General features: G+C 70.3%; 22 protein-coding genes, 1 tRNA gene and 1 pseudogene. 15 read left to right on the top strand and 9 right to left on the bottom strand.

Going from position 1 to position 25,499, the window contains the following annotated elements:
• The first annotated feature begins 65 nt into the window (after positions 1-65).
• The 4 genes from G4D87_RS00395 to G4D87_RS00380 all read left to right on the top strand — a co-directional run bounded on the left by G4D87_RS00395 (position 66) and on the right by G4D87_RS00380 (position 4,628).
• Positions 66-2,600, top strand: coding sequence for an efflux RND transporter permease subunit (locus G4D87_RS00395; protein WP_371928466.1), 2,535 nt, complete (start codon positions 66-68; stop codon positions 2,598-2,600).
• Between the two features lie 28 nt (positions 2,601-2,628).
• Positions 2,629-3,117 carry an Erp protein gene (locus G4D87_RS00390; protein WP_163777123.1) on the top strand — a complete coding sequence of 163 codons (489 nt, stop codon included), beginning with the start codon at positions 2,629-2,631 and terminating at the stop codon, positions 3,115-3,117.
• A 117-nt stretch (positions 3,118-3,234) separates the two neighbouring features.
• Positions 3,235-3,948, top strand: a complete 714-nt coding sequence (locus G4D87_RS00385; protein ID WP_163777121.1) for an MOSC domain-containing protein — start codon at positions 3,235-3,237, stop codon at positions 3,946-3,948.
• Between the two features lie 155 nt (positions 3,949-4,103).
• Positions 4,104-4,628, top strand: coding sequence for a hypothetical protein (locus G4D87_RS00380; RefSeq protein ID WP_205507352.1), 525 nt, complete (start codon positions 4,104-4,106; stop codon positions 4,626-4,628).
• A gap of 149 nt (positions 4,629-4,777) precedes the next feature.
• On the opposite strand, the gene G4D87_RS00375 is transcribed toward G4D87_RS00380, so the two are convergent.
• Entirely contained in the window at positions 4,778-4,996 is a 219-nt protein-coding gene (locus G4D87_RS00375) for a hypothetical protein (RefSeq protein ID WP_240357892.1), read from the bottom strand.
• 257 nt (positions 4,997-5,253) lie between these two features.
• On the opposite strand from G4D87_RS00375, the gene G4D87_RS00370 reads away from it, so the two are divergent.
• The 6 genes from G4D87_RS00370 (at position 5,254) to G4D87_RS00345 (ending at position 12,200) form a co-directional block, all read left to right on the top strand.
• Entirely contained in the window at positions 5,254-6,525 is a 1,272-nt protein-coding gene (locus G4D87_RS00370) for a hypothetical protein (RefSeq protein WP_163777117.1), read from the top strand.
• A 66-nt stretch (positions 6,526-6,591) separates the two neighbouring features.
• Entirely contained in the window at positions 6,592-8,727 is a 2,136-nt protein-coding gene (gene glgX / locus G4D87_RS00365; RefSeq protein WP_163777115.1) for a glycogen debranching protein GlgX, read from the top strand.
• A 125-nt stretch (positions 8,728-8,852) separates the two neighbouring features.
• Positions 8,853-9,503 (top strand): class I SAM-dependent DNA methyltransferase, encoded by a 651-nt coding sequence (locus G4D87_RS00360; protein ID WP_163777113.1) that lies wholly within the window; start codon positions 8,853-8,855, stop codon positions 9,501-9,503.
• A gap of 105 nt (positions 9,504-9,608) precedes the next feature.
• Positions 9,609-10,142 carry a hypothetical protein gene (locus G4D87_RS00355; protein WP_163777111.1) on the top strand — a complete coding sequence of 178 codons (534 nt, stop codon included), beginning with the start codon at positions 9,609-9,611 and terminating at the stop codon, positions 10,140-10,142.
• A gap of 71 nt (positions 10,143-10,213) precedes the next feature.
• Entirely contained in the window at positions 10,214-10,990 is a 777-nt protein-coding gene (blaMYX, locus tag G4D87_RS00350; protein WP_163777109.1) for an MYX family subclass B1 metallo-beta-lactamase, read from the top strand.
• 241 nt (positions 10,991-11,231) lie between these two features.
• Positions 11,232-12,200 carry a hypothetical protein gene (locus G4D87_RS00345; RefSeq protein ID WP_240357891.1) on the top strand — a complete coding sequence of 323 codons (969 nt, stop codon included), beginning with the start codon at positions 11,232-11,234 and terminating at the stop codon, positions 12,198-12,200.
• Between the two features lie 25 nt (positions 12,201-12,225).
• Here G4D87_RS00345 and G4D87_RS00340 read toward each other — a convergent pair whose 3' ends face one another.
• Positions 12,226-13,068, bottom strand: coding sequence for a hypothetical protein (locus G4D87_RS00340; protein ID WP_163777107.1), 843 nt, complete (start codon positions 13,066-13,068; stop codon positions 12,226-12,228).
• 968 nt (positions 13,069-14,036) lie between these two features.
• On the opposite strand from G4D87_RS00340, the gene G4D87_RS00335 reads away from it, so the two are divergent.
• The 3 genes from G4D87_RS00335 to G4D87_RS00325 all read left to right on the top strand — a co-directional run bounded on the left by G4D87_RS00335 (position 14,037) and on the right by G4D87_RS00325 (position 17,404).
• Positions 14,037-14,101 (top strand) — tRNA-OTHER (locus tag G4D87_RS00335).
• Positions 14,102-14,415: 314 nt separating this feature from the next.
• Positions 14,416-15,540, top strand: a complete 1,125-nt coding sequence (locus G4D87_RS00330; protein ID WP_163777105.1) for a slipin family protein — start codon at positions 14,416-14,418, stop codon at positions 15,538-15,540.
• 55 nt (positions 15,541-15,595) lie between these two features.
• Positions 15,596-17,404, top strand: coding sequence for an acyl-CoA dehydrogenase (locus G4D87_RS00325; protein WP_163777103.1), 1,809 nt, complete (start codon positions 15,596-15,598; stop codon positions 17,402-17,404).
• A gap of 66 nt (positions 17,405-17,470) precedes the next feature.
• On the opposite strand, the gene G4D87_RS00320 is transcribed toward G4D87_RS00325, so the two are convergent.
• From G4D87_RS00320 to G4D87_RS00310, 3 genes are all read right to left on the bottom strand, one after another.
• Positions 17,471-18,571, bottom strand: a complete 1,101-nt coding sequence (locus tag G4D87_RS00320) for a putative NPN-dependent ornithine cyclodeaminase (RefSeq protein WP_163777101.1) — start codon at positions 18,569-18,571, stop codon at positions 17,471-17,473.
• Positions 18,572-18,670: 99 nt separating this feature from the next.
• Positions 18,671-20,509 carry a hypothetical protein gene (locus G4D87_RS39155; RefSeq protein WP_240357896.1) on the bottom strand — a complete coding sequence of 613 codons (1,839 nt, stop codon included), beginning with the start codon at positions 20,507-20,509 and terminating at the stop codon, positions 18,671-18,673.
• A gap of 12 nt (positions 20,510-20,521) precedes the next feature.
• Positions 20,522-21,085, bottom strand: coding sequence for a protein-tyrosine phosphatase family protein (locus tag G4D87_RS00310; RefSeq protein ID WP_240357890.1), 564 nt, complete (start codon positions 21,083-21,085; stop codon positions 20,522-20,524).
• A 233-nt stretch (positions 21,086-21,318) separates the two neighbouring features.
• Between G4D87_RS00310 and G4D87_RS00305 the strand changes: the two genes are divergently transcribed.
• Positions 21,319-22,023, top strand: a complete 705-nt coding sequence (locus G4D87_RS00305; RefSeq protein ID WP_176409903.1) for a C40 family peptidase — start codon at positions 21,319-21,321, stop codon at positions 22,021-22,023.
• A 96-nt stretch (positions 22,024-22,119) separates the two neighbouring features.
• On the opposite strand, the gene G4D87_RS00300 is transcribed toward G4D87_RS00305, so the two are convergent.
• The gene (locus G4D87_RS00300) at positions 22,120-22,995 is read right to left on the bottom strand and encodes a LysR family transcriptional regulator (RefSeq protein WP_163777096.1); all 876 of its coding nucleotides are present in this window, start codon (positions 22,993-22,995) and stop codon (positions 22,120-22,122) included.
• Between the two features lie 109 nt (positions 22,996-23,104).
• On the opposite strand from G4D87_RS00300, the gene G4D87_RS00295 reads away from it, so the two are divergent.
• Positions 23,105-23,404, top strand: coding sequence for a YiaA/YiaB family inner membrane protein (locus tag G4D87_RS00295; protein WP_163777094.1), 300 nt, complete (start codon positions 23,105-23,107; stop codon positions 23,402-23,404).
• Positions 23,405-23,408: 4 nt separating this feature from the next.
• Here the strand turns inward: G4D87_RS00295 and G4D87_RS00290 are convergent, their stop codons facing one another.
• The 3 genes and pseudogenes from G4D87_RS00290 to G4D87_RS00280 form a co-directional block, all read right to left on the bottom strand.
• Complete coding sequence (locus G4D87_RS00290) at positions 23,409-24,182, bottom strand: DUF4157 domain-containing protein (protein ID WP_163777091.1); 774 nt, start codon at positions 24,180-24,182, stop codon at positions 23,409-23,411.
• A 10-nt stretch (positions 24,183-24,192) separates the two neighbouring features.
• Positions 24,193-24,597 (bottom strand): hypothetical protein, encoded by a 405-nt coding sequence (locus tag G4D87_RS00285; protein WP_240357889.1) that lies wholly within the window; start codon positions 24,595-24,597, stop codon positions 24,193-24,195.
• A gap of 297 nt (positions 24,598-24,894) precedes the next feature.
• Positions 24,895-25,499, bottom strand: a pseudogene (locus tag G4D87_RS00280) (DUF4419 domain-containing protein); the annotation flags it as partial.

Raw genomic sequence — 25,499 nt, 5'->3', positions numbered from 1 at the left:
GGGGAAGCCGCTCCGCCCTCCGCGCGACCGGGAGGACCGGGGCCGCGGGTGGTGGCCGCGGGCCGATGATGGGACCGCATCCGAACGACACGACTCCTCCGGGCGAGTCGCGGTGGATGGGGCGCGTGGAGCGCGCGCTGGGCGCGATGGCCGCGCACAACCACCGGCGTCCGGTGGTGGCGCTGCTGCTGGCGCTGGTGCTGGCCGCCGTGGGTGGCCTCTTCGCGCGCGGCCTGCACCTCAACGCCAACCTGGTGGACCTGCTGCCGTCCTCCTTCGAGAGCGTGCAGGACTTGCGGGAGCTGGAGCGCCGCTTCGGCGCGCTCGGCTGGGTGGCGGTGGTGGGCGAAGGCGCGGACCCCGAGTCCCTGAAGCGCTTCGCGGAGGACCTGACCCCCAAGCTGGAGGCCTTGCCCGGCATCCGCTTCGTCGAGTCGCAGCGCCCCGGCGCCTTCTTCCGCGACCGGGCCCTGTACTTCCTGTCGGAAGCGGACTTGCGAGAGGTGCACCGCCGCCTGGAGGCGCGCCTCCAATGGGAACAGCAGCGGGCCAACCCGCTCTACGTGCCGCTGGTGGAGGAGGAGCCGCCGTCCCTGGACTTCTCCGACCTGGAGGCGAAGTACGCGGGCGGCGCCGGGCAGCGGCTGTCCACCCGCGAGGGGGACTACTACCTGGATGAGGGCCAGCGCCGCATCGTGCTGTTGGCCAAGCCGGACACCACGTCCGCGGACCTGGGCTTCTCGCGCAAGGTGACGGACGAGGTGCGCGGGCTGCTCGCCGCGCAGGACCTGTCCAAGTACGGGGCCGGCTTCAAGGTGGACATCACCGGCACCTTCCAGAAGAAGCTGGACCAGCAGCGGCAGATTGCGCGCGACATCGGCGTGGCCTCGGCGGTGGCCACCACGCTGATGCTGCTCTACCTCCTCTTCCACTTCCGCAGCGCGCTGGCGGTGGGGCTGGTGCTGACGCCCGTGGGCGTGGGGCTGGCGTGGACATATGGCCTGGTGGCGCTCGTCTACGGCGAGGTCAACCTCCTGACGGGCTTCCTGGGCGCCATCCTCGGAGGCCTGGGCCTGGAGCACGGCATCCACCTGCTGGGACGCTACCTGCACCTGCGCGGCGAAGGCCACGCCTCCGAATCCGCCACGCGCGCGTCCTTCACGCACACCGGCGGCGCGGCGCTCGTCTCCGCGTTGGTGGCGGCGCTCACCTTCTTCGTGCTGGGCACCTCGCGCTTCCGCGCGTTCCGTGAGTTCGGCGTCATCGCGGGCGTGGGCATGGGGGTGCTCATCGCCGCCTACGTGCTGGTGCTGCCCGCGCTGCTGGGCCTGGCCTCGCGCTGGGGGTGGACGCCCCGGCGCGCCTCCGTCACCACCGCGCGCGCGCCCATGGGCCACCTGCTGCTGCGCCGCCGGTACGTCGTCACGGCCGTGTCCGCCGTGCTGCTGCTGGGGCTGCTGAGCCAGACGGGGCGCGTGCGCTTCGACTTCGACTTCGGCTCGCTGGAGGACCAGGACCTGCCGTCCTTCACGCTGGACCGCGAGGTCAACCGGCTCATCGGCTATTCGCAGAGCCCGGTGGTGGTGCTCACCCGGTCGCCCGAGGAGGAACAGGCGATGGTGGAGCGGCTCCACGCGCGGCAACGCGAGCGGGGCAAGGACTCCACCATCGACTTCGTGGCCTCGCTGTCCTCGCTGGTGCCCGAGGACCAGCCGCGCAAGCAGCGCGTCCTCCAGGACATCTCGCGGCTGCTGGAGCGCGTCCCGGAGGACGGGCTGGAGGCCCGGCAACGGGCGCAGGTGGCGTCGCTGCGCAGGCAGGCGGCCGCACCGCCCTTCACCCGTGACGACCTGCCGCCGAGCGTCCAGCAACAGTTCCTGGGCCGGCAGGGCACGCCGGGGAGCTTCGTCATGGTCTACCCGTCCGTGGAACAGTCGGACGGGATGGCGGTCCGCACGCTGGCGCGGGAGGTTCGCGGCGCGGGGACACCGGACGGCTCGCGCGTCTCCGCGGCCGGCGAGTCCATGGTGCTGGCGGACATCCTGGACATGGTGACGCACGAGGCGCCGCGCATCCTCGGAGTCACCACGCTGGCGGTGCTGCTGGCCATGTGGCTGACGCTGGGCGGCCTGCGCATCGCGCTGCTGTGCATGGCACCCACCGTGCTGTCCCTGGTGGCGCTGCTGGGGCTGATGCCGCTGCTGGGGCTGGAGTTCAACTACCTCAACATCCTCGTCATCCCGATTCTCATCGGAACGACGGTGGACGCGGGCGTGCACCTGCTGACGCGCTTGTCGTCACCGGGTCATGACTTCGTGTCGGTGTATTCGGAGACGGGGAAGGCCATCTGCGGCGGCTTGCTGACCAGCGCGATGGGCTTCGGCGCGCTCTTCCTCGCCGACCACCCGGGCCTCAACTCCATTGGCGCACTTGCCAATCTGGGCTTCGCCACCAACCTCCTCATCATGCTGGTGGCCTTCCCGGCCCTGCTGCTGGTGCTGTCGGAGCGCAGGCTGAAGCGCCATCCCGCCCGAAAGGAATCACAGAAACCGGAGCCGCCGCGTCGCTCGGGGCGCGGCGAGCCCACGCACGCAAGCTGAAACACACACCCACGAAGGAGGGAGCAACATGGCGAAGCAGATGAAGCGGGGTTGGATGTGGGCCGGAGCACTGGCGGGCACCCTGGCGTTGGGAACCGCGTGTAGCGCGACGGAGGCGCCGGTGCAGGTGGCGCAGGTGGACCCGTCCACCGGACAGACGGTGACGCCGGGCACCGCGCCGGGCAACACCACGCCGGGCACGGGCTCGACGAACACCAACCCCAACACCCTGCCCCCGGCGACGAACCCCAACACCCTGCCGCCGGGAACGTCCACGACGACGCCGGGCACGGGCGGCTCCGGCACCACGCCCTACGACACGGGCGCGGAGGGCGCCACGTCCACCGTCCCCGGCACCACGCCCTACAGCGCGGACGCGGGCACGGGCGGCTCCGGGGTGCTGCCCACGCCGGGCATCGGCACCACGCCCGAGCTCGACGCCCCGACGGGCACCGGGACGTCCAACACCGTCCCCGCGCCCTCCGGCGTCCTGAACGACGCGGGCACCGGCTTCTAGCCCCGCGCGGCGTCACCCTGAAGCAGCGCCCCATCCGGCACCGCGGGCCTCGCGGTGTCGCTGATGGGGCGTTGCCGTGCTGGACAGGCACGTCCGCGCCTGCTTTGTCCCACGGGCATGGAGACCCTCGTGACGCGCCTGTTGTCGCTGCGAGTGGGCCTGCCCCGGGAGCTGGGCGTGGCCGGTGCCACCTCCCCGCTGGAGCGGCCCTGGACCAGCGCCATCTTCAAGGAGCCGGTGACAGGCCCGGTGTGGCTGTCACGCACGGGGCTCGCCGGAGATGGCCAGGCGGACCGCAAGGTCCATGGCGGTCCGGAGAAGGCGGTCCTCGCCTACCCCGTCACGCACTACGACTTCTGGCGCGAACGCCTGGCGCGAGACGACGTCGGCCCCGGTGCCTTCGGTGAGAACTGGGTGTTCTCCCAGGGCACGGAGGCGGACGTCTGCATCGGAGACGTGCTGCGCGTGGGCGGCGCACGCGTGCAGGTGTCCCAGCCTCGCCAGCCCTGCTGGAAGCCCGCGCGCCGCTGGGGACAGCGCGACCTGTCGCTGCTGCTCCAGCAGACCGGCCGCACCGGCTGGTACTACCGCGTGCTGGAGGAAGGGCCCGTCCAGGAGGGCGACGCGGTGGCGTTGCTCGAGCGGCCCTTCCCCACCTTCACCGTCGCCTTCGCCCACCACGCCATGCACGGCCACGCGCCGGAGGACGCCGCGCTGCTGGCGGAGTGTCCCCTGCTGACGCCGAACTGGCGTGACTCGCTCCGCAAGCGCGCGCAGGGCAACCGGGGAGACGACCGGCCGCGGCTGGTGGGCCCCAACAGCGCCGACTGAAGGACACTGCGCGTTTATCAAGCCGCCCCCGCGTCTCATTCCCGCCGCCGCCTGGAGAGCAGGCGGCCATGGGAGGGGCCTCTAGCAGACCGCTCATCGGCTGCTCACGTTCCCGGCCAGCAGCAGCCAGACAGCCACTGACCGGAGAACGAACCATGACGAAGTTCCTCAAGACGAAGGCCGTCCTTGCCTCTCTCGCCGCCGGTGCCCTCGCCTTTGGCACCGCCTGTAAGTCCGACTCGGGCGCGACCCGAGAAACGACGGACACCCCGGACACCAGCGGCATGGGCACGATGAGTGACCCGAACACCGGCACCAGTACGGACACCAGCACGGACACCACGACACCACCTGGCACGGGCGGCACGGGCATGGATGACCCGGCCCTGTCGCCGGAGTCGGAGACCGTGGACCCGAACAGCATGGACCCCAACGCGGACCCGACGCTGAACCCGGGCACCGGCACGGAAGTGGACCCGAACCTGGACCCGGACATGAGCAGCGAGCCGGGCACTGGCGGCGCGGGGGACGTCGAGCCGCTCGACACCTCGGACCCCGAGGACCTGGAGGCGGATGACGACTCCACGCTGGAGCCGGGCACCGGCGGCAGCGGCATGATGGAGCCGGACACCCGGATGACGCCGCCCACGCCGCTCCCGGAGACGGACTCGACGCGCTAGGCCGGCCCGCACTTCACGGCGGCAAGACGATGCCCGCGGCGACCGTGCCGCGGGCATTGCCCTTTGTGGCGCGAGACACGACGGCGAAAAAGACGATGCCCGCGGCGACCGTGCCGCGGGCATCGCCCTGTGTGTCGTCAGCGACGGACTCAGCTCACGCTGAAGCCCGGATTCGGCTGCGGTGACTTCACCGGCTCGATGATGCGTTGGCTGCCACCCGTCCCCGGCGTGCCGGCGGGACCACCCTCCGGCTGCAGCGCGGGCGGACTGCCGCGCGGCGAGCGCTGCGCGTCCTCGGTGTCTGCGTTCCGGTCAGGCGCGGTGGGTACGGCTTCAGGTGGAATGTGCAACACGTCCTTCTTGCTCATGGCGGCCTCCTTTCCTCCAACCTGGGGACACCCTCTCAAAAGGGCACCTGGCAGCGGGCCCCCTGCCTGAACGGTTGCTGATGACTTTGGATGGTTGCCCGCACACGGCCCGCCGTATGGATGCACCCACGCCTGCCGTGCGTGACCACGTTGAGGACGAGCGGGCAGCCACTGCCCGTCAGTGGCACCTTCGAGGAGAGCCACGCTGAAATAGTGAACAGAACCTGAACCACGGTTCAGAAGCGGGGTGGGATGAGATGAGCGTGAAGTTGGCATTGGCCGGCAGGCGGCGGGGAAGCGAACACCTGTTCTCCCCTCCCGAGGGCCCCATCCCCTGGCTCCAGCGGATGTCGTCTTGGTTCCACGAGCACCACGGCGAGCTGCTCGAAAGCGCCGTCCTGGGCACCGGCCCCCTGGGCGCCCCCACGCTCCGGCTGCGGCTGCACCCGGCGGCGGGCGAGGTCGCGCTGGTGGCCACCTCGGGCGCCCACGTCTCCGTGTCCGCGGAGACCTCCGCCGTGGGCCCCGGCTACCACCGCTTCCTCTGTGAAACGCTGAGGGCCCTGGGTGACGCGCTCGGCATCGCCTGGGCGGGGGAACGCGCGGCCGTGAAGGGCGGCGACCCCACCGGCTACTTCCACACGGGAGACGCCGGGCCCGTGGACGTGCACATGCTGGCGTCGCTCCAGGAGGCCGTGGGGCGGGTGCTGCGCATGCGAAGCCACGGCGAGTCCGGCTTCGCGCTGTCCATGCGCTTCGGCCACACCTTCGAATATCCCGGCGCGCTGCTCACGCCGCTGGGGCCCCGCGACGCGCGCTGGCTGGTGGACGTGTACGAGGACCCGCGCCGCGGCATCGACGTGTTCCCCTGGTGGACGCCGGGCATCGACGCGCGCATGCGGCTCAACCGCGCGCGGTGCCGCTTGTGGACGGACGTGGTCTGGCGCCCACCGCTGCTGGACGACGAGCGCCACCTGCTGCGCGACGTGGCCCGCCTGCTGGAGCAGGCCTGGCGCGAGGACCCCTCGCTGCCCTACCCCTGGCGAGAGTGGCAGGAGGTGCTCGGCTTCCTGGGCGTGGGCGGCACCCTGGCCGAGGAAGTCCACCGGCGCGCCTCGCAGGCCCCCGGCGGCCCACCCCTGGGCTACCGGCGCGGCGAGGTCCAGGTGGCGCTGCCAGCGGGCTGGGAGATTCGCATCCCCGGGTCGCTCGCGGAGGCGCACCTGCAGGATGGGACGTGGGTGGCGCGGGACCACCGGCGCAGCGTGCGCTTCGTCCCCTTGGAGGACGGCGGCGCCAATGGCCTCATGCCGTCCTTCATGGAGCGCCGGGCCATGGACCTGGAGCACCACGGCGTGCGGGTCAGCGGACGGGCCTCGCTCCGCGTGGAGCCGGGCGAGTGCCGGCTGACCGCCTTGTGCAGCTCGGGCAAGCGCCGCGCCCTGTGCGTGGTGAGCTTCGACGACCCGGACGAGCAGGACTGGGCGCTGGGGACCTGGCGCTCACTGGACCACGCTGCCGCCGCGTGACGCTTGCCAGCCCAGAGGGGCCATCCCACATTGGGCGGGCCTTTCCATCAGAATCGAGAGCCTGCAATGAGTAGGGAAGTCTGGCCGGGCAAGCCCTGGCCTCGTGGCGCCACCTTCGATGGTTCTGGGGTCAACTTCGCCGTCTACTCCCAGGTCGCGACCCGCGTGGAGGTCTGCCTGTTCGACCCCGCGGACCCGACGCGCGAAATCGAACGGTTCGACCTGCCGGAGTCCACGGACTTCGTGCACCACGGCTACGTGCCGGGCCTGGAGCCGGGCACGCTCTACGGACTGCGCGTCCATGGCCCGTATGAGCCCGCGAAGGGCCACCGCTGCAATCCGCACAAGCTGCTGGTGGACCCCTACGCCAAGGCGCTCTACGGCGACGTGGACTGGCGCCAGCCGGTGTTCGGCTATCCGCTGGGGCACGCGCAGCAGGACCTGGCGCGCGACGAACGCGACAGCGCGGCGGGCGTGCCCAAGTCCGTGGTGGTGAGCGACTTCTTCGACTGGGGCAATGACCGGCGCCCGGACATCAGCTGGCGCAAGACGGTGCTGTACGAGGCCCACGTGCGCGGCCTCACCATGCGCCACCCCGGCGTGCCCGAACACCTGCGCGGCACCTACGCGGGCCTGGCCTGCCCGCCCGTCATCGAGCACCTGCAGAAGCTGGGCGTCACGTCGGTGGAGCTGCTGCCGGTGCATGCCTTCGCGGACGACTCGTTCCTGGACGACAAGCAGCTGTCCAACTTCTGGGGCTACAACACGCTGGGGTACTTCGCGCCGGAGCAGTACTACGCCAGCCGCAAGACGCCCGGCGCCGCCGTCGCCGAGTTCAAGGGGATGGTGAGGGACCTGCACGCCGCGGGCATCGAGGTCATCCTCGACGTCGTCTACAACCACACCTGCGAGGGCAATCACCTGGGGCCCACGCTGTCGCTCAAGGGCATCGACAACGCGAGCTACTACTGGCTGATGCCGGACGGGCGTCACTACCTGGACTTCACCGGGTGCGGCAACAGCGTCAACGCGTCCAACCCGCAGGCGGCGCGGCTCATCATCGACAGCCTCCGCTACTGGGTGACGGAGATGCACGTGGACGGGTTCCGCTTCGACCTGGCCACGGTGCTGGGCCGCACGGGTGAAGGCGCGTTCGACCACAACGCGGCGCTGTTCCAGATTCTCCACCAGGACCCGGTGCTGGGCCGCGTGAAGCTCATCGCCGAGCCCTGGGACGTGGGCCTCGGCGGCTACCAGGTGGGCGGCTTCCCTTCGCCCTGGCGCGAGTGGAACGGCAAGTACCGGGACGGGCTGCGCCGCTACTGGAAGGGCGATGAGAACCTCGCCAGTGAGATGGGCTACCGGCTCACGGGCAACGCGGACCTGTACGCGGAGGCGCGCCGCCGGCCCCAGGCGAGCATCAACTTCGTCACCGCGCATGACGGCTTCACGCTGCACGACCTGGTGACGTACAGCCACAAGCACAACGAGGCCAACGGCGAGCACAACCGCGACGGCGCGGACGACAACCAGTCGTGGAACTGCGGCGTGGAGGGTGAAACGGACAACGCGGACGTCATCGCCCTGCGCGAGCGGCAGAAGCGCAACCTGCTGGCCTCGCTCTTCCTGTCCACCGGCATCCCGATGATTGTCGCGGGTGACGAGATGGGCCGCACGCAGGGCGGCAACAACAACGCGTACTGCCAGGACAACGCGCTGTCGTGGGTGGACTGGAACCTGGATGAGCGGCGGCAGAAGCTGCTGGAGTTCACGCGGAAGCTCATCCACTTCCGCCACCGCCAGCCGGTGCTCCAGCGCCGCCGCTTCTTCAAGGGCCAGCACCTGTGGGACTCCGAGCACAAGGACCTGACGTGGTTCCGGCCGGATGGAACGGAGATGAAGGCGGAGGACTGGGAGAAGCCCTTCGTGCGCTCGCTGGCGTTCCTCCTGGGCGGCGACGCCATCCCCACGCCGGACGAGCGCGGGCAGCGCATCATCGGTGACGCGCTGCTGGTGCTGCTCAACTCGCACCATGAGCCGGTGACGTACAAGCTGCCGCCCGCCGCGCAGGGGCAGCGGTGGGAGCTGGAGCTCTGCACCACCGACGACAACCGGGGACCGGAGCCGGTGAAGGGCGCGACGTTCGAGCTCATCGGCCGCTCGCTCGCGGTGTTCCGGCAGGTCACGGACGTCACGGACTGAGGCAGACGCTGCATGTTAGGGTTCCCCGCCGAGGCCTTCCTCGGCGGGTGCGGCACGCCGGTGCCGGAGCGAGCGCCTGAGCGCGGCAACTCGCCGCCAGGGCGCTCGCACGCGCCGGAGGAACCGTGTCGCGGGATGCGCAGGAAGCGGGCGTGAAGCAGGTGTACGGGGAGATTGCCTCGGCCTACGAGGCGCTCTTCCCCGCGCTGCACCGGTACGAGGAGCGGGTGGAGCGCTTCCTCGCGGCGGTGATTGCGCCCGGCGCCCGCGTGCTCGACGTGGGGTGCGGACCGGGGCTTCACACCCGGGGCCTGGACGCCTCCATCGCCGTGGTCGGCACCGACCTCTCCGAGGAGATGCTCGCGCTGGCCCGGACGGCGAGGCCCGGTGGCGCGTGGCATGCGCACAGCTACCACCAGCCGATTCCTTCCGAATGGGGCCGCTTCACCGTCGCGCTCGCCATCGGCTGCCTGGACTTCTGCGACGACCTGCCCCGCGTGCTGAAGCACCTCGCGGAGGCGCTGGAGCCGGGCGGCAAGCTGCTCTTCACCGTGCTGGAGCGGCGGCCGGGGTTGGAGGGGCACGAAGCGCCCGTGCAGCCCATTCAGACGGCGGGGCCGGCGGTGACGCTGCACCTGTACTCGTTCGAGGAGACCGCTCGGGCCGTCACGGCGGCGGGGCTGCTCCCTCGCGCGTACGCGCATGCGCCCGGCTGGGTCCAGCTCACGGAGCAGCGGACCATGTGGTTCGGCTGGTGGGAGGTGGAGCGGCGCTGAGCGTGTGGCTCTGGGGCCGCGCTTTCGTTGCCTGAGGACCACGAACCGGCCATTCCAAGGTGTGCACGGGGCTTGCACTGGCGCCCTCCCAGGAGGCATCGACACGTGAATCAGCTGCGTTGGACCTACATCGGGGCGTCTGTGCTGGCAGTGGCAGTGGGTTGTACGGAAGCGCCCCTCCGTGGCGAGGCGACGCCGCAACGGGTGGCGGTGGCGCTCGTGGAGGAGGGCTGCGACCCGGAGACGAACTTCCGGTGCCTGTGCAAGGGCACCGTCGGAGACGCAGCGCCCCACCTCGTGGAGGTGGGCGTGGACCTGGAGGTCCTGAGAGAGCGCGGATGGCCGTGCGTGCCGGGTGACTTCGACCAGGACGGTGAGCAGGACTACGCCTTTCCGGGCGAGGGCTACTCGTGCAATGGGTCTGTCCCCGTGCAGGTGCTCTTCACGCGGGGCGGGCACATGAGGGACGTCCAGACGCTGCCGCGCAAGTTGAGCTGCCTTCAGCGCTACGTCTCCAATGACGCGTCCCTGCCTCCGGGACAGGGCTTGGTCGACTGGGGTGAGGGGAACGCCACCTGGATCTACCGGTTCGACGGCAAGGGCTGGCTCGCCACATCCCATCTCTCCGAGACGCACTGATTCGGTACAACCGGGGCCGCTCGAATCCCTCCACTCCGACGCGGCATCGCCGCTGCCGAGGCTCTTTGACGATGACGCTGCTTCCTCCTCGCTGGCTTTGTGCCACTGCCCTGCTCGCGCTGAGCACCGCCTGCACCCGAACCCCACCCGCCGCGGCGGTGGAGCGGAGTGTCCCCGCGAAGGCGCAGGGTCCGGACGCGTACGTGCTGGCGGATGACGTGAGCGTGCGGAAGCTCGCGCCTGGCGTGTGGTTGCACGTCACGGTGGTGACGTTGGAGCCATTCGGCCGCGTCTCCACCAACGGGCTCATCATCGAGGACGGTGAAACGTCCTTGTTGGTCGACACGGGCTGGGATGCACGGCAGGGCGCGCTGCTGCTCGACTGGGCCCGGGACACGCTTCGGCGTCCGGTCCGCACTGCGGTGGTGACGCACTTCCACGAGGATCGCCTCGGCGGTGTTCCGGCGCTCGTCCCTCACGGCATCCCCGTCCATGGCTTGGCGGAGACGGCACGGATTGCCACGTCCCAGGGCCGGCCGGGCCCCACGGAGACCTTCGCCGACACGCGCACGGTGGGCTCACTGGAGCTCTTCTTCCCCGGGGCCGGCCACGCGAAGGACAACATCGTCGTGTGGCACAAGGACAGCGGGGTGCTGTTCGGCGGCTGCTTCGTGAAGGACGGCGCCGCGACGAACCTGGGCAACGTGGAGGACGCGGACGTGGTGGCCTGGCCCGCGAGCCTCTCGCGGACGCGACAGCGGTTTCCAGAGGCTCGCGTCGTGGTCCCGGGGCACGGACAGCCCGGTGGGCCGGAGCTGCTGAGCCACACGGAAGCGCTGCTCCGCTGAAGCCGCGACGGACGGCAACCGGTCAGGCGCGAGCAGGGTGACAGTGCCTCGCCCGCGCGGGCAGGAGCGTTGGCCAACGCACCGTGGTGGGTCGTCCCACGCTCGCCTGCCTGCCGATGAGGGTCCGTCCCCGGACATTCCCACACGGCGCCAGGGTTCACGGACATGGGCGCGGCTCCGTGCCGTCCCTACCGTCCCGCGGAGAAGCACGGGCCGGTGGGCGCAGGGGACGGAGGGAGACATGAGGCTTGTGGCTGCGGTGTCGCTCGCGATGGTGGCGAGCGCGTGTACGTCAGTGCGGATGGAGCAGCGGGACAGTTGCTGGGTGAAGCAGACCCGGGCCTTCCCCTCCACGCTCAAGGAGGAAGTGGGGCCCTGCGCCCGGCCCGTGCCCGTCTGGTCCGAGGACCGGCTCACGCGGCTGGTGCAGGAGTGCGTGATGCACACGGACTACCGCTGGCAGAGCAGCGCGCTGATGGCGTGGAACCGGAGCGAATCCCTGCCGGAGCGGGAGGCCGAGGAGAAGGTCCTCGCGGCCTGTATGGCCCGGGCGGAGACCATCCTCAACACGGAGAAGGGCGCGCTGGAGCAGCGGCTGAGCGAGGTGGCGCGGGAGCGGGACACGCTGAAGGCGAGCATCGAGCAGGAGCGCAACCAGCACCAGGCCACCCTCACGGAGCAGCTCACGCGTCACGACGCCAGCATGGAGCGGGCGCGCGACCAGATGCATGAGAGCAACAACCTGCTCGCGGAGGCGCTGGGGGAAGCGGCGAAGAAGCCCGCACCCTCGGCGGTAGCGACGGCCACCTCCACGTCCAGCAGCGAGGGACTGGCGAACACCCAGACTGACTCCACGCAGCGCAGCGACGCGGCGCTCCGGGGTGACGTGTCGTCCTCGGCGCGGCGGAGCTCGTCGTCCCAGGGGACACAGACCGCGCCGCCGCCGAGGGTGATGAAGCCCATCATCGACACGGACACGCCGCCCATGTGCGAGCTGTCTTCGGCGACGCTGGCGAAGGCGAATCCGTCGCGCGCGTCCTCGGGGAAGAAGCGGACCGGCGTCCAGACCGCGGCCGAGTGCACGCCGATGAAGCCTGAACCCTCCTTCCTGCCCACCGAGCCGGAGGAGGCCATCCTGGCGACGCCCGCGCAGCAGACCGCGAAGGCGCCCATCCCCCTGGTGCCCCAGGACGCTGACGACGTGAAGTGAAGTCGCACGAAGAACGGCCGCCCCTTCACACGAAGTGGGCGGCCTCCAGTGCATAGCCCTGGGCAGGCAGCGCCTGCAGTGCGTCTCGGAGACGAGGGGAAATGAGCAAGCGCGGCTCCGGCCTCAGCTCACCACGCCGGTCGCCGAACAGCTTGTCGGTCACCGCAACGTCGGCGTCGTCGAGGCTGGACCGTTCAACGTACAGCTCCGAGATTTGATTGAGCCCCGCGATGTGCCCCAGCGGGCATCGGAACGCGTCATCCTCGTCGAGGTCGAACGGGTTGTTCCCCGCCACCGTTCGTGTGCTCAAGCTCCGAGGCTTCGACGTCACGATGAGCTGCAACCAGTCTGAGGACAGTGGTTTTCCTCGCCCTTGATGGAGCACGGGGCGCAACTCCGCACCTCGCAGGCCGCTCTCGCGGAATGCCGTCGCGAATCGGGAGGACACCACCACCTCACCCGCGATGGTTTGTGCGATGTCCTTGCTCTTCGGAATACGCCGGGTGTCGAGAACCAGGTCGGATGCTTGCCGAGCGCCCGCACCGCAGTGCCTGCACGTAGAGGACTCGTCATAGGTCGTTCCACACATGGCGCCTGTCGGCTCGAACCGCGCGCGAACAATGAGGTTGAGAAGCTCCGCGGCACGGAGTTCCTTCTCGGTGTAGCTCCGGTGGAGATTCCACGACAGGAAGAACGCGTCGCCACGTTCTCCATAGGCCCGATGAAGCTGCGCGATTCGCCCTACCCGCGCATCATCGACAGGCAACACCACCTTACGGATGGAGCCCCCTAGCGAGACGCCCAGCCCGGGGTCGAGGTGCATGCGCGCATCCCGCTCGGCGATTCTGAATTCGATGGTCTCTCGCATGGTCAGGGCGTGATGCCAATCAACTGAGGGATGGGATACTCGGAGTAGACCGCCAGGAGAAGCTTTTGAAGCTCCTGCGGGGTGGGTCGCCGACCCTGGCCATACGGCCAAACACGCCGAAACTGCTGAGTCACGGCCTTGTGGTAGGCAGTCGGCAGACGGTACGTCTGTCCGTTGCTCGCACCGCCCAGATACAATGGGATGAAGTGATGGTTCTCATACCCGGTGCTGTTCGGGTAGGCATCTTGAGCGGCCTTGAGTCGCTGCACGTAAAGATGCCGCGCTTGAGCCACCACCGCGTGGTCCGCACCACGACGCGCGGCGCGCTGTGCCTGACCGGGAGTTGGCCGTGGATTGAGCGCCGGTGGCCGACGCATCGGCCCACCACCCCCCCGCCGCATGGGCCGTACAGCGAGAGGCTCCGCCTCCTCCCAGGCAAGCGCATCCCACTCCAAGGGCAGAAAAGCGCTAACGGGCCCGGAGTCTCCCGCGTGGGGACCCTCGACATAGGAAGTACCATGACCGGGCGGCAATGCGGCTTTCGGTCCTGAGGCACAAGCAAACAGGAACTGCGCCAGCGCAATGCCCACGAGGGCCAGAGTGGGATGACGCAACGGTTCACTCCTTTCAAAAGTGATGAACACGTCCGGCTTTCGCGTTCCGACTCCACAATCCCGATGCGGCGCGCCGACTCATCCATTCCAGCACGCATTCGGTCCACAGAGACATGCCGGAGACGCGCTCCCCACTGTCAGGCCAGCCGCCGTCCCCCGTCCCTCAGCCCCGGCGGAATCCAGAGGTGTCACGGGGCTGTCCCCGGGCTCCCGGCTCTTGACGTGGGTGCGCTGCACCCAGGTTCCGGAGGGGGCGTCCCCGGGTCCATCGCTCGCAGTGATTTCCTCGCGTCGGACCGCCCGGCCGGGCCTCCGTCAGGTCCAACAAGGAACAGGCGCCAGCCGCGCCTGCTCCGAACTAGCTCACTGGTAGAGCACAGGTCCCAATCCTGCGGAGAAGGTTCGATTCCTTCGTTCAATCCAGAGGGCTCCGCCGCGAGCTGACTTGAGCGCGAGTCCACCGCTCCCACTCCTCCCACCGCGATGCCCGGCCTTCCGCCAGGGCGACAGGCCCCCTTCCGAGCATTCAGCGGAAGCCCCTGCCGCCGTCCGCGGAAGCTGCCCGGCGCGCGGGCGCGAGTTGCCAGGAAGCGGCCAGGACAGGCAGTCCGCGCTCACCGGTCCGTGAACGGTGGGGCCCTCACTTTTCAGCAGTGCCCGGGACACGCGCGACAACGCGCACGGAAACGTCCCGGTTCTTCAAGCTCCCCCGGCGGGGGAAAGGAGGTGCGCGATGAGCATCATGCGTGTGGATGTCGGGCAGAACGAACGGGCCTTCGTGCTGGTGGACGAGAAGCCGAAGCAATACCTCGTCCCCGGCCGGCACTGGCTGCTCCACCCCTTCCAGAAGGTGCGGCTGGTGCGAGTGAGCACCGAGCAGCCGCTCGCCCAGCTCGACCCGGCCCTCCTGGCCCTCGTGCCGGAGACGGACCTGCAAGTCATCGAGCTCGGCGCCGACGAGCGCGCCATCCTCTTCCACAAGGGCCGCCCCGTGCGGTGGCTCGGCCGGGGCCTGCACCAGGTGTGGACGGTGGAGCGCCTCCCCAGCCGCGACCTGACGCCCAGCGCGCCCACCGTGCGCGTGGAGCGCGTGGACACCTCGGGTGTCACCACCACGCCCCTGCGTGACGACGTGCGCGCCCTGGTCCCCGCCGGCGACTACACGGAGGCCACCGCCACCGAGGGCACCGTCGTGCTCCGCTACGTGGAGGGCGTGCTGGACGCCGAGCTTCCCCCGGGCCGCCACGCCGCGTGGACCGTCGCCCGCAAGGTGCAGCTGGCCGTCATCGACCTGCGCGAGCGCCTGCTCCACGTCACCGGCCAGGAGGTGATGACGAAGGACCGCGTCACGCTGCGCCTCAACCTGTCAGCGGCCTTCCGCGTCTCGGACGCGCGCCGGCTCGCCGTCGTGTCCCGCGCACCGGATGACGTCCTCTACCTGGCCATGCAGCTGGCCGCGCGAGAGGCCGTGTCGGAGCGCACGCTGGATGAGCTGCTCGCCTCGCGCGAAGCCGTGGCCGAAAGCCTCTTCACCCAGGTGAAGGACCGCGCCCACACAGTGGGCCTGGAGCTACTGCGCTTCGGCATCAAGGACGTCGTCCTCCCGGGTGAGATGAAGGAGCTGCTCAACCGCGTCATCCAGGCGCAGAAGGAAGCGGAGGCCAACGTCATCATGCGGCGCGAGGAGACGGCCGCCACCCGCTCCATGGCGCAGACGGCCAAGGTGCTGGCGGAGAACCCGCTGCTGGTGCGCCTCAAGGAGCTGGAGGCCTACAAGGACCTCGCGTCCAAGGTGGGCCAGGTGCACCTCGTCCTCGGCGAGGGCGCGGTGCCCACCCTGCAGCTCAAGAGTCACTGACTCGCGAATCAATCTCGGGTTAGCCTCGCGGCCCCACCCCCGCGAGGAGCCCGAGATGTCGTCTTCGAACCACTACGTCCCCAACCTGCGCGATATCGAGTTCAACCTCTTCGAGTTCCTCGATATCGGCCGAGCCTCGCTGGGCCACGCACCGTTTGGCGACCTGGACGAGACGGCCGCGCGCCAGATGCTCCAGATGTTCGCCCAGCTCAGCGTCAACGAGCTGGCCCAGAGCTACGAGGAGCCGGAGCACCACCCGCCGAAGCTCGAGAATGGCGAGGTGACGCTGCCGCCGGGACTCAAGAAGGCGATGAATGCCTTCTTCGACGCGGGCATGCACCTGCTGGAGCAGCCGCCGCACCTGGGCGGCATGGGCGCGCCGCCCTCCCTGGGCTGGGCCGCGTTCGAGCTGCTGGTGGGCGCCAACTCCTCGCTGGCCTTCTACACGCTGGGCAACCTGCTGGCGCGCATCATCGACCGGCTGGGCACGGACGCGCAGAAGCAGCGCTTCCTGCCGCACATGCTGGACCGCCGCTGGGGCGGCTCCATGGTGCTCACCGAGCCCGACGCCGGCAGTGACGTGGGCGCCGCCCGCACCAAGGCCCGCCGCGTCTCCGACGACGTCTGGGAAATCGAAGGGGTGAAGCGCTTCATCACCAACGGTGACTCGGACATGTCCGAGAACATCATCCACATGGTGCTGGCGCGTCCGGAGGGCGCGGCGCCGGGCACCAAGGGCCTGTCGCTGTTCGTCGTGCCCAAGTACTGGGTGAACGAGGACGGAAGCATGGGTGAAGCCAACGGCGTGGTGTGCACCAAGCTGGAGAAGAAGATGGGGCTGAAGGGCTCCGTCACCTGTGAGATGACCTTCGGCGACGGGAAGCCCTGCCGCGGCCTGCTGCTGGGCGAGGTCCACGACGGCATCCGGCAGATGTTCTACATCATCGAGCAGGCCCGCATGGCCGTGGGCGTGAAGTCCATGGCCACGCTGTCCGCCGGCTACGGCCGCGCGCTGGCCTTCTCCAAGGACCGCCTCCAGGGCGCGGACCTGATGCAGGCCCGGGACAAGACGGCGCCGCGCGTGCCCATCTTCCGCCACCCCGACGTGCGCCGCATGCTGATGGCGCAGAAGGCCCATGCGGAGGGCATGCGCGCGCTGTGCCTCTACACCGCGTTCATCCAGGACGGCGTGGAGCGCAAGGGCGGCCACCGCGCCACCGAGGCGGGCGAGCTGGACACGCTCAACGACATGCTGCTGCCGCTGGTGAAGGGCTACTGCTCGGAGAAGGCCTACGAGCTGCTGGCGCTGTCGCTCCAGGTCCACGGCGGCTCCGGCTACCTGCAGGACTACCCGGTGGAGCAGTACATCCGGGACCAGAAAATCGACACGCTCTACGAGGGCACCACGCACATCCAGGCGCTCGACCTGCTCATGCGCAAGGTGGCGCGTGACGGCGGCGCGACGCTCCAGGGCCTGCTGTCCCAGATTCGCGAGACGGCCGAGCGCACCGGCGAGGGGCTGGAGGCCGAGCGCGCCGCGCTGGGCCGCGCGCTGGGCGACCTGGAGACGATGCTCGGCACGCTGATGGGCAAGCTGGGCGAGTCCGTCTACCACGTGGGCCTGCAGGGCAACCGCGTGCTGGCCGCCGTCGCGGAGGTCGTCATCGGCTGGCTGCTGGTGCGCCACGCGGAGGTCGCGCAGGAGCGCATGAAGAGCAACCCCGGGGACCACGCCTTCTACGTGGGCAAGCTCGCCAGCGCCCGCTGGTTCTGCCACGAGGTGCTGCCCGGCGTCGCCCACGCCACCCGCATGGTGGAGCACGGCAACCTGGACCTGATGGAGGTCCCGGAAGAGTCGTTCTGACGCGGAGACACCGACGCGCGCCTGGCCACCGGTGCCAGGCCCGCCGTCGCGGCCGGGAGGCGCCCGCTACTTCGGCACCGGCAGCCCGCGCGCCGCCAGGTCCCGCTCCACGTACAGCCGCAGGACATGCATGAAGTCCTGCGCGTTCGTCACCACGCCGAAGGCCTGGTGCGTGCCGCGGTCCTTCAGCTTGCTCACCACGAACTCGGACGAGTCCACGCAGATGGTGGGCAGCTCCCGCAGCGAGCCGTCCTGCTCCGTGACGAACGCCGGCAGCATGTTGCCGGTGGCGATGGCATGTAGCGCCGTGGCGATCATCACCGCCATGGTGGCCTTCACCGCGTGCTCGCGCATGGCCACCTGCGCCTCCAGGTTGTCCGTCACCACGTCCGGCAGCGGCCCGTCGTCACGGATGGAGCCTGTCAGCACGAAGGGCACGCCATGCACCACACATGCGTGCATGATGCCGTTGGTAATCACCCCGGCCTCCACCGCCTGGGCGATGGAGCCCGCCGCCCGCACCTTGTTGATGGCGCGCATGTGCAGCCCGTGGCCGCCCGAGGTGGCCTCGCCCGAGCCGCTCATCCCCAGCGTGGTGCCGAAGATGGAGGCCTCGATGTCGTGCACCGCCACCGCGTTGCCCGCCAGCAGCGCGCCCACGAAGCCATGGGCGACGAACCACGTCATGTCCGCGCGCGCCCGCGAATGCACCAGCGCCGGCCCCGTCACCCAGATGGGGTAGCCCCCGCGCTCGCGCTCGTCCACCAGCACCCGGGCCATGTGCGCGTAGTCGATGGGCTTCTCGCGAGACACCGCGCTCGTCATGAACTTGAACTCGCCTTCGCCTTCACCCGCGAGGTAGGCGGTGTTCACGTACACGCCTTCGCTGCCGTCCTCCGCGAATCCCACCACCACGCGCTCGCCCGCCCGCACGCGACGGCCTTCGCGAATCCACAGCTCCCCCTGCGCATCCAGCACCAGCGCCCCGTCCATGCGCGGCTCGCGCGGCATGCGCCACGCGCCGCCCACGCGCACGTAGGTGGGCAGGTTCGTCGTGGTGAAGAAGCCCTCCGGCAGCACGCCGTCCGCGGGCGCCGGCTGGAAGCGCGCGTCCGGACAGTGGGAGAAGCGCGCGGCCGTGAAGTCAGGATGAGGAATGGAGCTCACCCCGGCACCATGCGCGGAGCCCTGCCCCGCTTCAAGCGCCTCGGCATCCGCGGGCCGCCAGATGTCGGGGGGCGACAGTAACGAGGGGATTGCCCGTCATTATATCTGCGCGCCCACACCCACTCCGCCCGTCAGTGGACGGCTGCTGGTCTGGGCCAGCTCACGACGCAGCAGCTCCGCGTAGCGAGCCGCGGCATGCCGCAGCCGGGCCGCCTCGTCCGGCGCGTGGGCGTCGTAGGACGCGGCGGCCAGCGCATGGTCCCCCAGTTGGAAGGCCAGGTAGGCCTGCCGGTGGAAGCGCAGCAACTCCTGGGGCGGGAGCCGGCCCTTGTGGCGCTCCACCACGGCGCAGAGCGCGGCCAGCTCCTCCGCGTCCAGCGACAGCTCCACCGCCGCGCCCGCCAAATCCCAGGACAGGTCCTGGCAGCCCACCAGGTCATGCGCCCGGTGGTGGTCCACCGCATCCGCCTTGAGCACGCGGCCACCGGGCAATACCAGCCACTCCCACGCATGCATCCGGTTGTCCGTCACCGTCCGGCGCACCATCCGCTCCAGCGCGCCCAGCCGGGGAATCCACACATGGAGCGCCTGCGCCACCTCGCGTCCCAGCGCGACCTCCGTGTTGTAGCGAGCCATCTCCCACAGCTCGCGCGAGGAGGCGCCGCACCCATCCTCCACCCGGCCGAAGTGACGCGAGCGGAAGCCCAGGTACGCCCCCACGCGCGCCACCAGCTCCCAGCGGTCCCCCCCGCGCTCCACCGTGCTCAGGGGCCGCGCCTCCTCCAGCCACGGCTGCACCAGGAAGCCGTGCTTGAGCCCCGAGACAGGCACACCCAAGCCCGCGTCCGCCAACACCCGCGTCTGGAGATAGGCGCGCGCGCCATAGGCCCCCAGGCCCGCGAACTTCAGCAGCCACGGCCGGCCGCCCGCGCGCAGCAGGTACTTGCGGCGCTCACGCCAACGGTGCACCGGGGGCCACGCCGCCTTCGGCAGGTCGTGCAGCAGGTGCTTCCGCCAGCCACCCGCGCCCAGGTCCTCCAGCGGCGCGGTCGCAGTGCCCGTCACGTCCTCCACCCAGCTCGCGAGCGAATGGGAGGGCTCGGCCGGCGTCACCATCACCGACTCGAAGTCCACCACGCCGCGCTGGGCACGGCGCCAGAGCTCCCGGTGCCTCGGCGTTGCGTGAGGTCCCACGTCACCGCCGTGGCCCGGCAGGAAGTACAGGGACGAAGGCGCCACGCCATGCGCCTCCAGGAATTCGGCCACCGCGCCGAACGACGAGCCGGACCGCCCCGGTCCCTCGTCCACCACCACGAAGCGGTAACCCGCGCGTGCCTCGTCCACCCACTGCGCGGTCCGCTCGGGGGACAGCGACAACGTGCGCCGGTAGGGATGCCCGCGAGGCCGGACGAAGCACACCGCCTGGGTGCCCAGCGCCGCGGCCACCACGCCCGCCAGCCCCGTGCCGATGCCGCGAATGCCCACGACGCGCCAGGGACCGCCCTGCGCTGGCAGCGCCCGCGCCGACGCCAGGTAGCGCTCCGGGTAGAGGCCTTGAAACGCGTACCCGCGAGGCACCTTGCACCGCACCCGCTGCGGCAGCCCCAGTCCCCCCAGCGCCTCCAGCGCGCTGCCCACCTGCGACAGGTCCGCGCGGAAGCCGTCCGTCCAGGACGCCACCACCGCGCGGCCCAGCGCCAGCAGCGTGGACTCGCAGGCCCGCGCCAGCACCGTGTCGCCGTCCTCGCCCTGCTGGACCACCTGCTCCGCGTCCAGGACGCCCTGCGCCCACTCCCCCGCGCGGATGAGCAGCGACACCAGCGCCGAGTGACGCGTCAGGCCCGGAGGCAGCGCGTCCACCTCCCACCAGGCGCTGGCCAGCGCACGCGCCTCCGCGGTCGGGTCCACCTCTCGCGGATGTTCTCCGGACACCAGCATCACGGCGCTCCCTCAGTCCTCATTCCCACGGGAAGAGGGTGGCGGCTGCGTCAGATGGCTGTGCGCAATGGCGGCCAGCGCCTCCAGCGTGGGCACAGCCCACGTCACCGCGTGACGCTGGCGCCAGGCGTCCGCCCACGCCATGAAGGTGCGCAGCTGCTCCGTGCTGGGCGACACCTGCCAGCGCCGCCGCTTCGCCAGGGACAGCGCCTCCAGCGGCGGATGCCCCAGCGCCACCAGGACGCACAAGGCGAGCAGCGCGCTGCGCCCCACCCCGTGCTCACAGTGGATATAGACTTTGTGGCCCCGGGCCAGTTGCTCCGTCACCCACGCGACGCCGTCATCCAGCCGGTCGCCCCGGATGGCCCGGAGGTCCTCGGTGGGCAGGTGCAACAAGGTGATGCCGTGCTCGCGCAGGACGTGCTCGTCGTCACAGGCCTCCACCCGCACGTCCACCACGCAGCGGATGCCCAGCGCCCCCGCGAGGTGCTCCGCCGTATCGACGGGGAAGCGGCCCCCCACCGCCAGCGAGGGCAGCACCCAGTCCAGGTTCAATCTCCGGGACGGCGCGCTCATGTCGCCCAAGGTAGGGCCGCGCACCGACGCTGGCACCCTCCGCGGACGCCCAAGGCCCTTTTGAAGTGTTTTTCGACCCACCTCTTGGAAAATCCGCTGGAATCACGGGGGGTTCCGGGGCGCTGGCCTTGAAAATCCAGAGGCACGCAACTCCGGGTCTCAGCCTTCGAGAATAGGAGCAAGACGTACATGCGACGCCCCCAGCGCCGCTCCACACCCCCACGGAGCCCCCCATGAGCAGCTACCGCATCAAGTCGGGCGACACGCTCTCCCACCTGGCGCAGCGCCACAACACCAGCGTCAGCGCGCTGATGAAGGCGAACCCGCAGATCAAGAACGCGGACCTCATCTACGCCGGCAAGTCGCTGAACATCCCGGGTTCGCGGGACTCCTTCGAGAGCGGCTCCGCGGGCAGCGCGGGTGGCGCCACGGGCGGTGGCAGCAGCGGCGGCGCGCAGGGCGTGCAGGGCCCCAACAGCTCCGGCCCCGGCACCCGCGGCCCCAAGGGCAGCCCCTTCGACATCGCGTCGCAGCACCTGAACAAGAACGCGAGCTCGCTGAAGCTGGAGAAGAACGGCGTGGGCGCGGACATGGAGGACTGGGTCCCCAACAACGTCAACTGCGCCAACTTCGTGTCCGCCGTGCTGGAGCAGTCGGGCCAGATTTCCGACGCGCAGCACGACAACAGCGTGATGGGCCTGATGGCCAAGCTGGACCGGGACCCCAACTTCAAGCGCATCGACCTGAGGGACGCGAAGCCGGGTGACGTGGTCTCCATGAAGACCAACGGCGGCCAGCACGTGGTGATGTTCGCGGGCTGGAAGGACGGCAAGCCGACGTTCATCGGCTCCAACAACGTCAACTCGGATGGCTCGCAGCGCGTCACCATCTCCAGCATGAACTACCCCATCATGGCGGTGCACCAGTACCAGGGCTGAGCACCCGCCCGCAGCTGAGCGAGCACCTCCGGGGCTCCGCGTCCGACCTTCCAGGCGGGCACGGGGCCCCGCTGGCGTTCAAGCGCCCGCGGCGGCTCAGCGCCGGGGCGCCAGCGACAACGCGGCCTGGATGAGCGGGCTGCGCGCGGCCGTCTTCCGCCAGGCGGCATGGACGGAGCCCGTGCCCGCGCCCGGCAGCGCCTTGGACACCACGCCGGCTTCGCGCGGCCCCCCCGGCAGGAGCGAGGCCAGCAGCGAGAAGCCCAGCCCCGCGGCCACGAAGCCCAGAATCGTCTCCGAGGAGTCCGCCGCGTGCAGGCGCCTGGGGGTGACGCCCGCCCTGGCCAGCGCCGCGAGCTGCAAGTCCCGCAGGTACCGGTCCGTGCTGTAGGCGATGAACGCGTCGTCGCGCAGCTGCTCCAGCCGCACCCGCGGGCGCTTCGCCTGCGGGTGGTGCGCGGGCAGCACGAGGAAGGGGTGCGTGCGCCCCACCTCGCGCGTCTCCACGTCATCGGGCACCGCCGGCAGGTGGTCCACCACCAGGTCCGTGTCGCCCGAGCGCAGCACGTCCAGCGCGGGCGTCTTGGACTCGAAGAGGGCGACCTCGATGTCCGGCCGCTTCGCCTGGAGCTTCCGCAGCCACGCGGGCAGCAGGTGCCGCAGCACGTGGCCGGAGGCATGAATGCGCAGCGTGCCGCCCACCTCGCCCTTGCGCAGCGACTGCACCACGGTGTCCAGGCCTTCGAGGAACGGCGCCACGTGCGCGTACAGCGCCCGGCCTTCGGGCGTGAGCACCACGCGGTCCTTGCCCACGCGCTCGAAGAGCGGCACGCCGACCTCCGCCTCCAGCCGCTTCACCTGCTGATGGATGCCCGGCTGCGTAATCGGATACGGGAAGGTGGGCACGGCGCGCGCGTACCCTTCCGCGCGAGCCACCCGGTAGAAGCCTTCGAGCCGCTGGAGCTGAATCATTCACTCCAGGTTATCAACGGCGCTTGGATTAGTTCCATGCGCTTTACGGTGGAACGGCGCATCGTTCTTCCTGTCAGCGAGCACGGCTCGCCACGAGGAGGAAGTCCCCATGTCCCGCGCCACGCCGAAGGTCGTCGTTGCCCACAGCCCCGCCTGGGTCGCCCAGACCTGGCTTTCCTTCTTCCTCTCCGTCGGAGTGACGGCCGTCGGCATCTGGAACCTGCCCGTGGACATCTGGGTGAAGTCCTTCCTGGGCATGGGCCTGCTCTTCACCGTCGGCTCGACCTTCAGCCTGTCGAAGACGGTGCGCGACCAGCACGAGATGGAGCAGCTCGGCACGCGGCTGGACGAGGCGCGCGTGTCCCGGCTCCTCTCCGAGCACGACCCGCTGGCCCCGCCCAAGCTGTGAGGGCTCAGGGCGCGCCGCGCCCCGCGTGCAGGCAGACCACGGCCTCATCCAGCAGGTCGAGCGCCGCGTCGGACCAGCCCCGGAGCTTCATGCGCGGGGACACCGGCGAGGTGACCGGGATGAGGCCGGCCACGGCGGCGTCCTCGATGAGCTGCGCCTGTTGCTCGGGGTTGAGCTGGGCCCACCGCTTCTCGCGGCTCACGCCCTTGCGCCAGTCGTAGCCATCGCCGGACCACTGCGCGGCCAGCGCGGCGCTCAGGTAGGCCGTGCCGCCGTGCTGGTGCTGCCACACGTGCGTCAGCTCGTGGACGAGCAGGCCGAAGTCCACGGCCCCGCTCCGAGGCGGAACGAAGACGGTGTTGCCGTGCGCGAAGGCCCGCCCAGGGAGGCCCAGCAGGCCCAGCCGGCCGACCTTCACCCGCACCGCCGCGTAGTCCAGGCTGTCTCCGAAGACAGGCCGCAAGCGGACGATTTCCTCCGCCGAGAGGCGGCGGCCCGGCGGCTCCAGGCCGACCAGCACCTGCACCGAGCTGAGCACGCGCCCGCCCACCATCAACACGGCGTCCGCGGGGAGCTGCGCCACGCGCGTCAGGCCCTGGCCCAGCTGGGGCAGTCCCTCGCGAGGCCGGCCGCGCGCGCACTGCGCCACGCCTCCGCCCATCGCCTTCAGCACCACGCCCACGCTGCGGGCCACGCCCACCGACGCGCTCGAGACTCCGGTGAGAAGTCCCCGGCCCGCATCCACCAGCCGCTCGGAGAAGGTGGCCGCGTGGCTCATGCCATGTTCCTCAGCGCCCCACCGTCATGGCGCGCAGCCCGGAGAGCCCCATGACGGACTCCACCAGCGTGCGCAGCGCGCCCGGGCGCCACGGGCGGGACAGCGCGAAGTGCGTGAGGCTGGAGGCGCTGTAGGCCGCCGCCACCTCGGGACGGAAGTGGGACGACACGAGGATGCGCGGCCCCGACAGGTCCCTGTCCACCAGCCGCGCCAGGAAGGTCGGCACGGCCGCTCGCTCCACGGAGTCCAGGTCCACGATCACCGCCTCGGGCACCACGCCCAGGTCCATCCGGCGGTCCGCCGACGCGATGCCCAACGTGGGGACCAGCTCGAAGTCTGACGCCAGCTCGCGGCCCATGGCCAGCCGGAAGAGCGGCTCCTCCGAGACGAGCATCACCCGAGGACCCTTGGGCACGCTCCGGTGACGCCGTGCGGGCACGGGCGTGGGCTCGATGGGAAGACGCAGTGCGCCAGCCTCCACCAGGTGGCGGGCATCGAGGAGGGACTGCGCACGGCGAATCAGGGGGGAGGGGGCGCTGGACACAATGCGACAATAACCAGCAATAGCGGAAATATCAAACTTTACTTCAATTCTCGGACACAGTTCCTGGATTACGGACCTTCAAACCCGTGAGGATGGGCGTGATGACACGCCTGTTCAGTGGGTCATAAGTAACACCTATCCAGGTGTACCAGGTTATAGATGACCCATTCATTTCAGGTGCGGATGGATGCGCTCCCGCTGCTTGCGCGGGAGCTCCCAGGGCAACAGTCGGTCGCCCAGCATCTCCAAGACAGGCAGGTCGGTGGAGCCGCCGTGCTCCATCGCGTGCGTGAGCACGGCCACGAGAGAGGTACCCACGACAGGAACCTCCGAGGCCGGCTGCTGGGCACTCCAGTGGCGCATCCCTGGCCGCCCCCCCGTCACCGTCCAATAGTCCAGCTCAATCCCAGCCATCTCGGGACGCAGCAGGGGCACCAGTTGGCTCGCGTCCAACCGGACGACGCATTGGAGACCGCTGCCCAGCCCGTCCCGCCACGCGAGCACGGAGCCGTCCGGGAGGTCCACCAGCGCCAGGACCGGCGTCACCCTGTGCCCATCCTTGTCGATGGAGATTTGGATCTCCGCGTGCTCCGAACAGGGCCGGAGGCGCCACGCGCGGTCACCGGAGAAGAGCGTGGCCTCCTGAAGCTGATCATAGAGGGCGTTGAGCTCCGCCCCACCAAAGAAGGTCCCCGCGCAGGTGGCGCGTGTCCCTGAGTGCTCCGCGAGGACGCGCTCCACGAACTCCAGGAGCGAGGGCCCCTCCCCCCGGC

Source organism: Myxococcus vastator (genome assembly GCF_010894475.1).
GTDB lineage: Bacteria > Myxococcota > Myxococcia > Myxococcales > Myxococcaceae > Myxococcus > Myxococcus vastator.
This window is presented reverse-complemented; position numbering and strand designations above follow the sequence as displayed.

Excerpts from the sequence above, each read along its gene's own strand:
- G4D87_RS00305 (WP_176409903.1), top strand. The coding sequence starts at position 21,319 with ATGAGCAGCTACCGCATCAAGTCGGGCGACACGCTCTCCCACCTGGCG.
- G4D87_RS00395 (WP_371928466.1), top strand. The coding sequence starts at position 66 with ATGATGGGACCGCATCCGAACGACACGACTCCTCCGGGCGAGTCGCGG.
- G4D87_RS00310 (WP_240357890.1), bottom strand. The coding sequence starts at position 21,085 with ATGAGCGCGCCGTCCCGGAGATTGAACCTGGACTGGGTGCTGCCCTCG.
- G4D87_RS00330 (WP_163777105.1), top strand. The coding sequence starts at position 14,416 with ATGAGCATCATGCGTGTGGATGTCGGGCAGAACGAACGGGCCTTCGTG.
- G4D87_RS00325 (WP_163777103.1), top strand. The coding sequence starts at position 15,596 with ATGTCGTCTTCGAACCACTACGTCCCCAACCTGCGCGATATCGAGTTC.
- G4D87_RS00390 (WP_163777123.1), top strand. The coding sequence starts at position 2,629 with ATGGCGAAGCAGATGAAGCGGGGTTGGATGTGGGCCGGAGCACTGGCG.
- G4D87_RS00385 (WP_163777121.1), top strand. The coding sequence starts at position 3,235 with ATGGAGACCCTCGTGACGCGCCTGTTGTCGCTGCGAGTGGGCCTGCCC.
- G4D87_RS39155 (WP_240357896.1), bottom strand. The coding sequence starts at position 20,509 with ATGCTGGTGTCCGGAGAACATCCGCGAGAGGTGGACCCGACCGCGGAG.
- G4D87_RS00300 (WP_163777096.1), bottom strand. The coding sequence starts at position 22,995 with ATGATTCAGCTCCAGCGGCTCGAAGGCTTCTACCGGGTGGCTCGCGCG.
- glgX (WP_163777115.1), top strand. The coding sequence starts at position 6,592 with ATGAGTAGGGAAGTCTGGCCGGGCAAGCCCTGGCCTCGTGGCGCCACC.
- blaMYX (WP_163777109.1), top strand. The coding sequence starts at position 10,214 with ATGACGCTGCTTCCTCCTCGCTGGCTTTGTGCCACTGCCCTGCTCGCG.
- G4D87_RS00370 (WP_163777117.1), top strand. The coding sequence starts at position 5,254 with ATGAGCGTGAAGTTGGCATTGGCCGGCAGGCGGCGGGGAAGCGAACAC.
- G4D87_RS00290 (WP_163777091.1), bottom strand. The coding sequence starts at position 24,182 with ATGAGCCACGCGGCCACCTTCTCCGAGCGGCTGGTGGATGCGGGCCGG.
- G4D87_RS00375 (WP_240357892.1), bottom strand. The coding sequence starts at position 4,996 with ATGAGCAAGAAGGACGTGTTGCACATTCCACCTGAAGCCGTACCCACC.
- G4D87_RS00295 (WP_163777094.1), top strand. The coding sequence starts at position 23,105 with ATGTCCCGCGCCACGCCGAAGGTCGTCGTTGCCCACAGCCCCGCCTGG.
- G4D87_RS00380 (WP_205507352.1), top strand. The coding sequence starts at position 4,104 with ATGACGAAGTTCCTCAAGACGAAGGCCGTCCTTGCCTCTCTCGCCGCC.
- G4D87_RS00340 (WP_163777107.1), bottom strand. The coding sequence starts at position 13,068 with ATGCGAGAGACCATCGAATTCAGAATCGCCGAGCGGGATGCGCGCATG.
- G4D87_RS00345 (WP_240357891.1), top strand. The coding sequence starts at position 11,232 with ATGAGGCTTGTGGCTGCGGTGTCGCTCGCGATGGTGGCGAGCGCGTGT.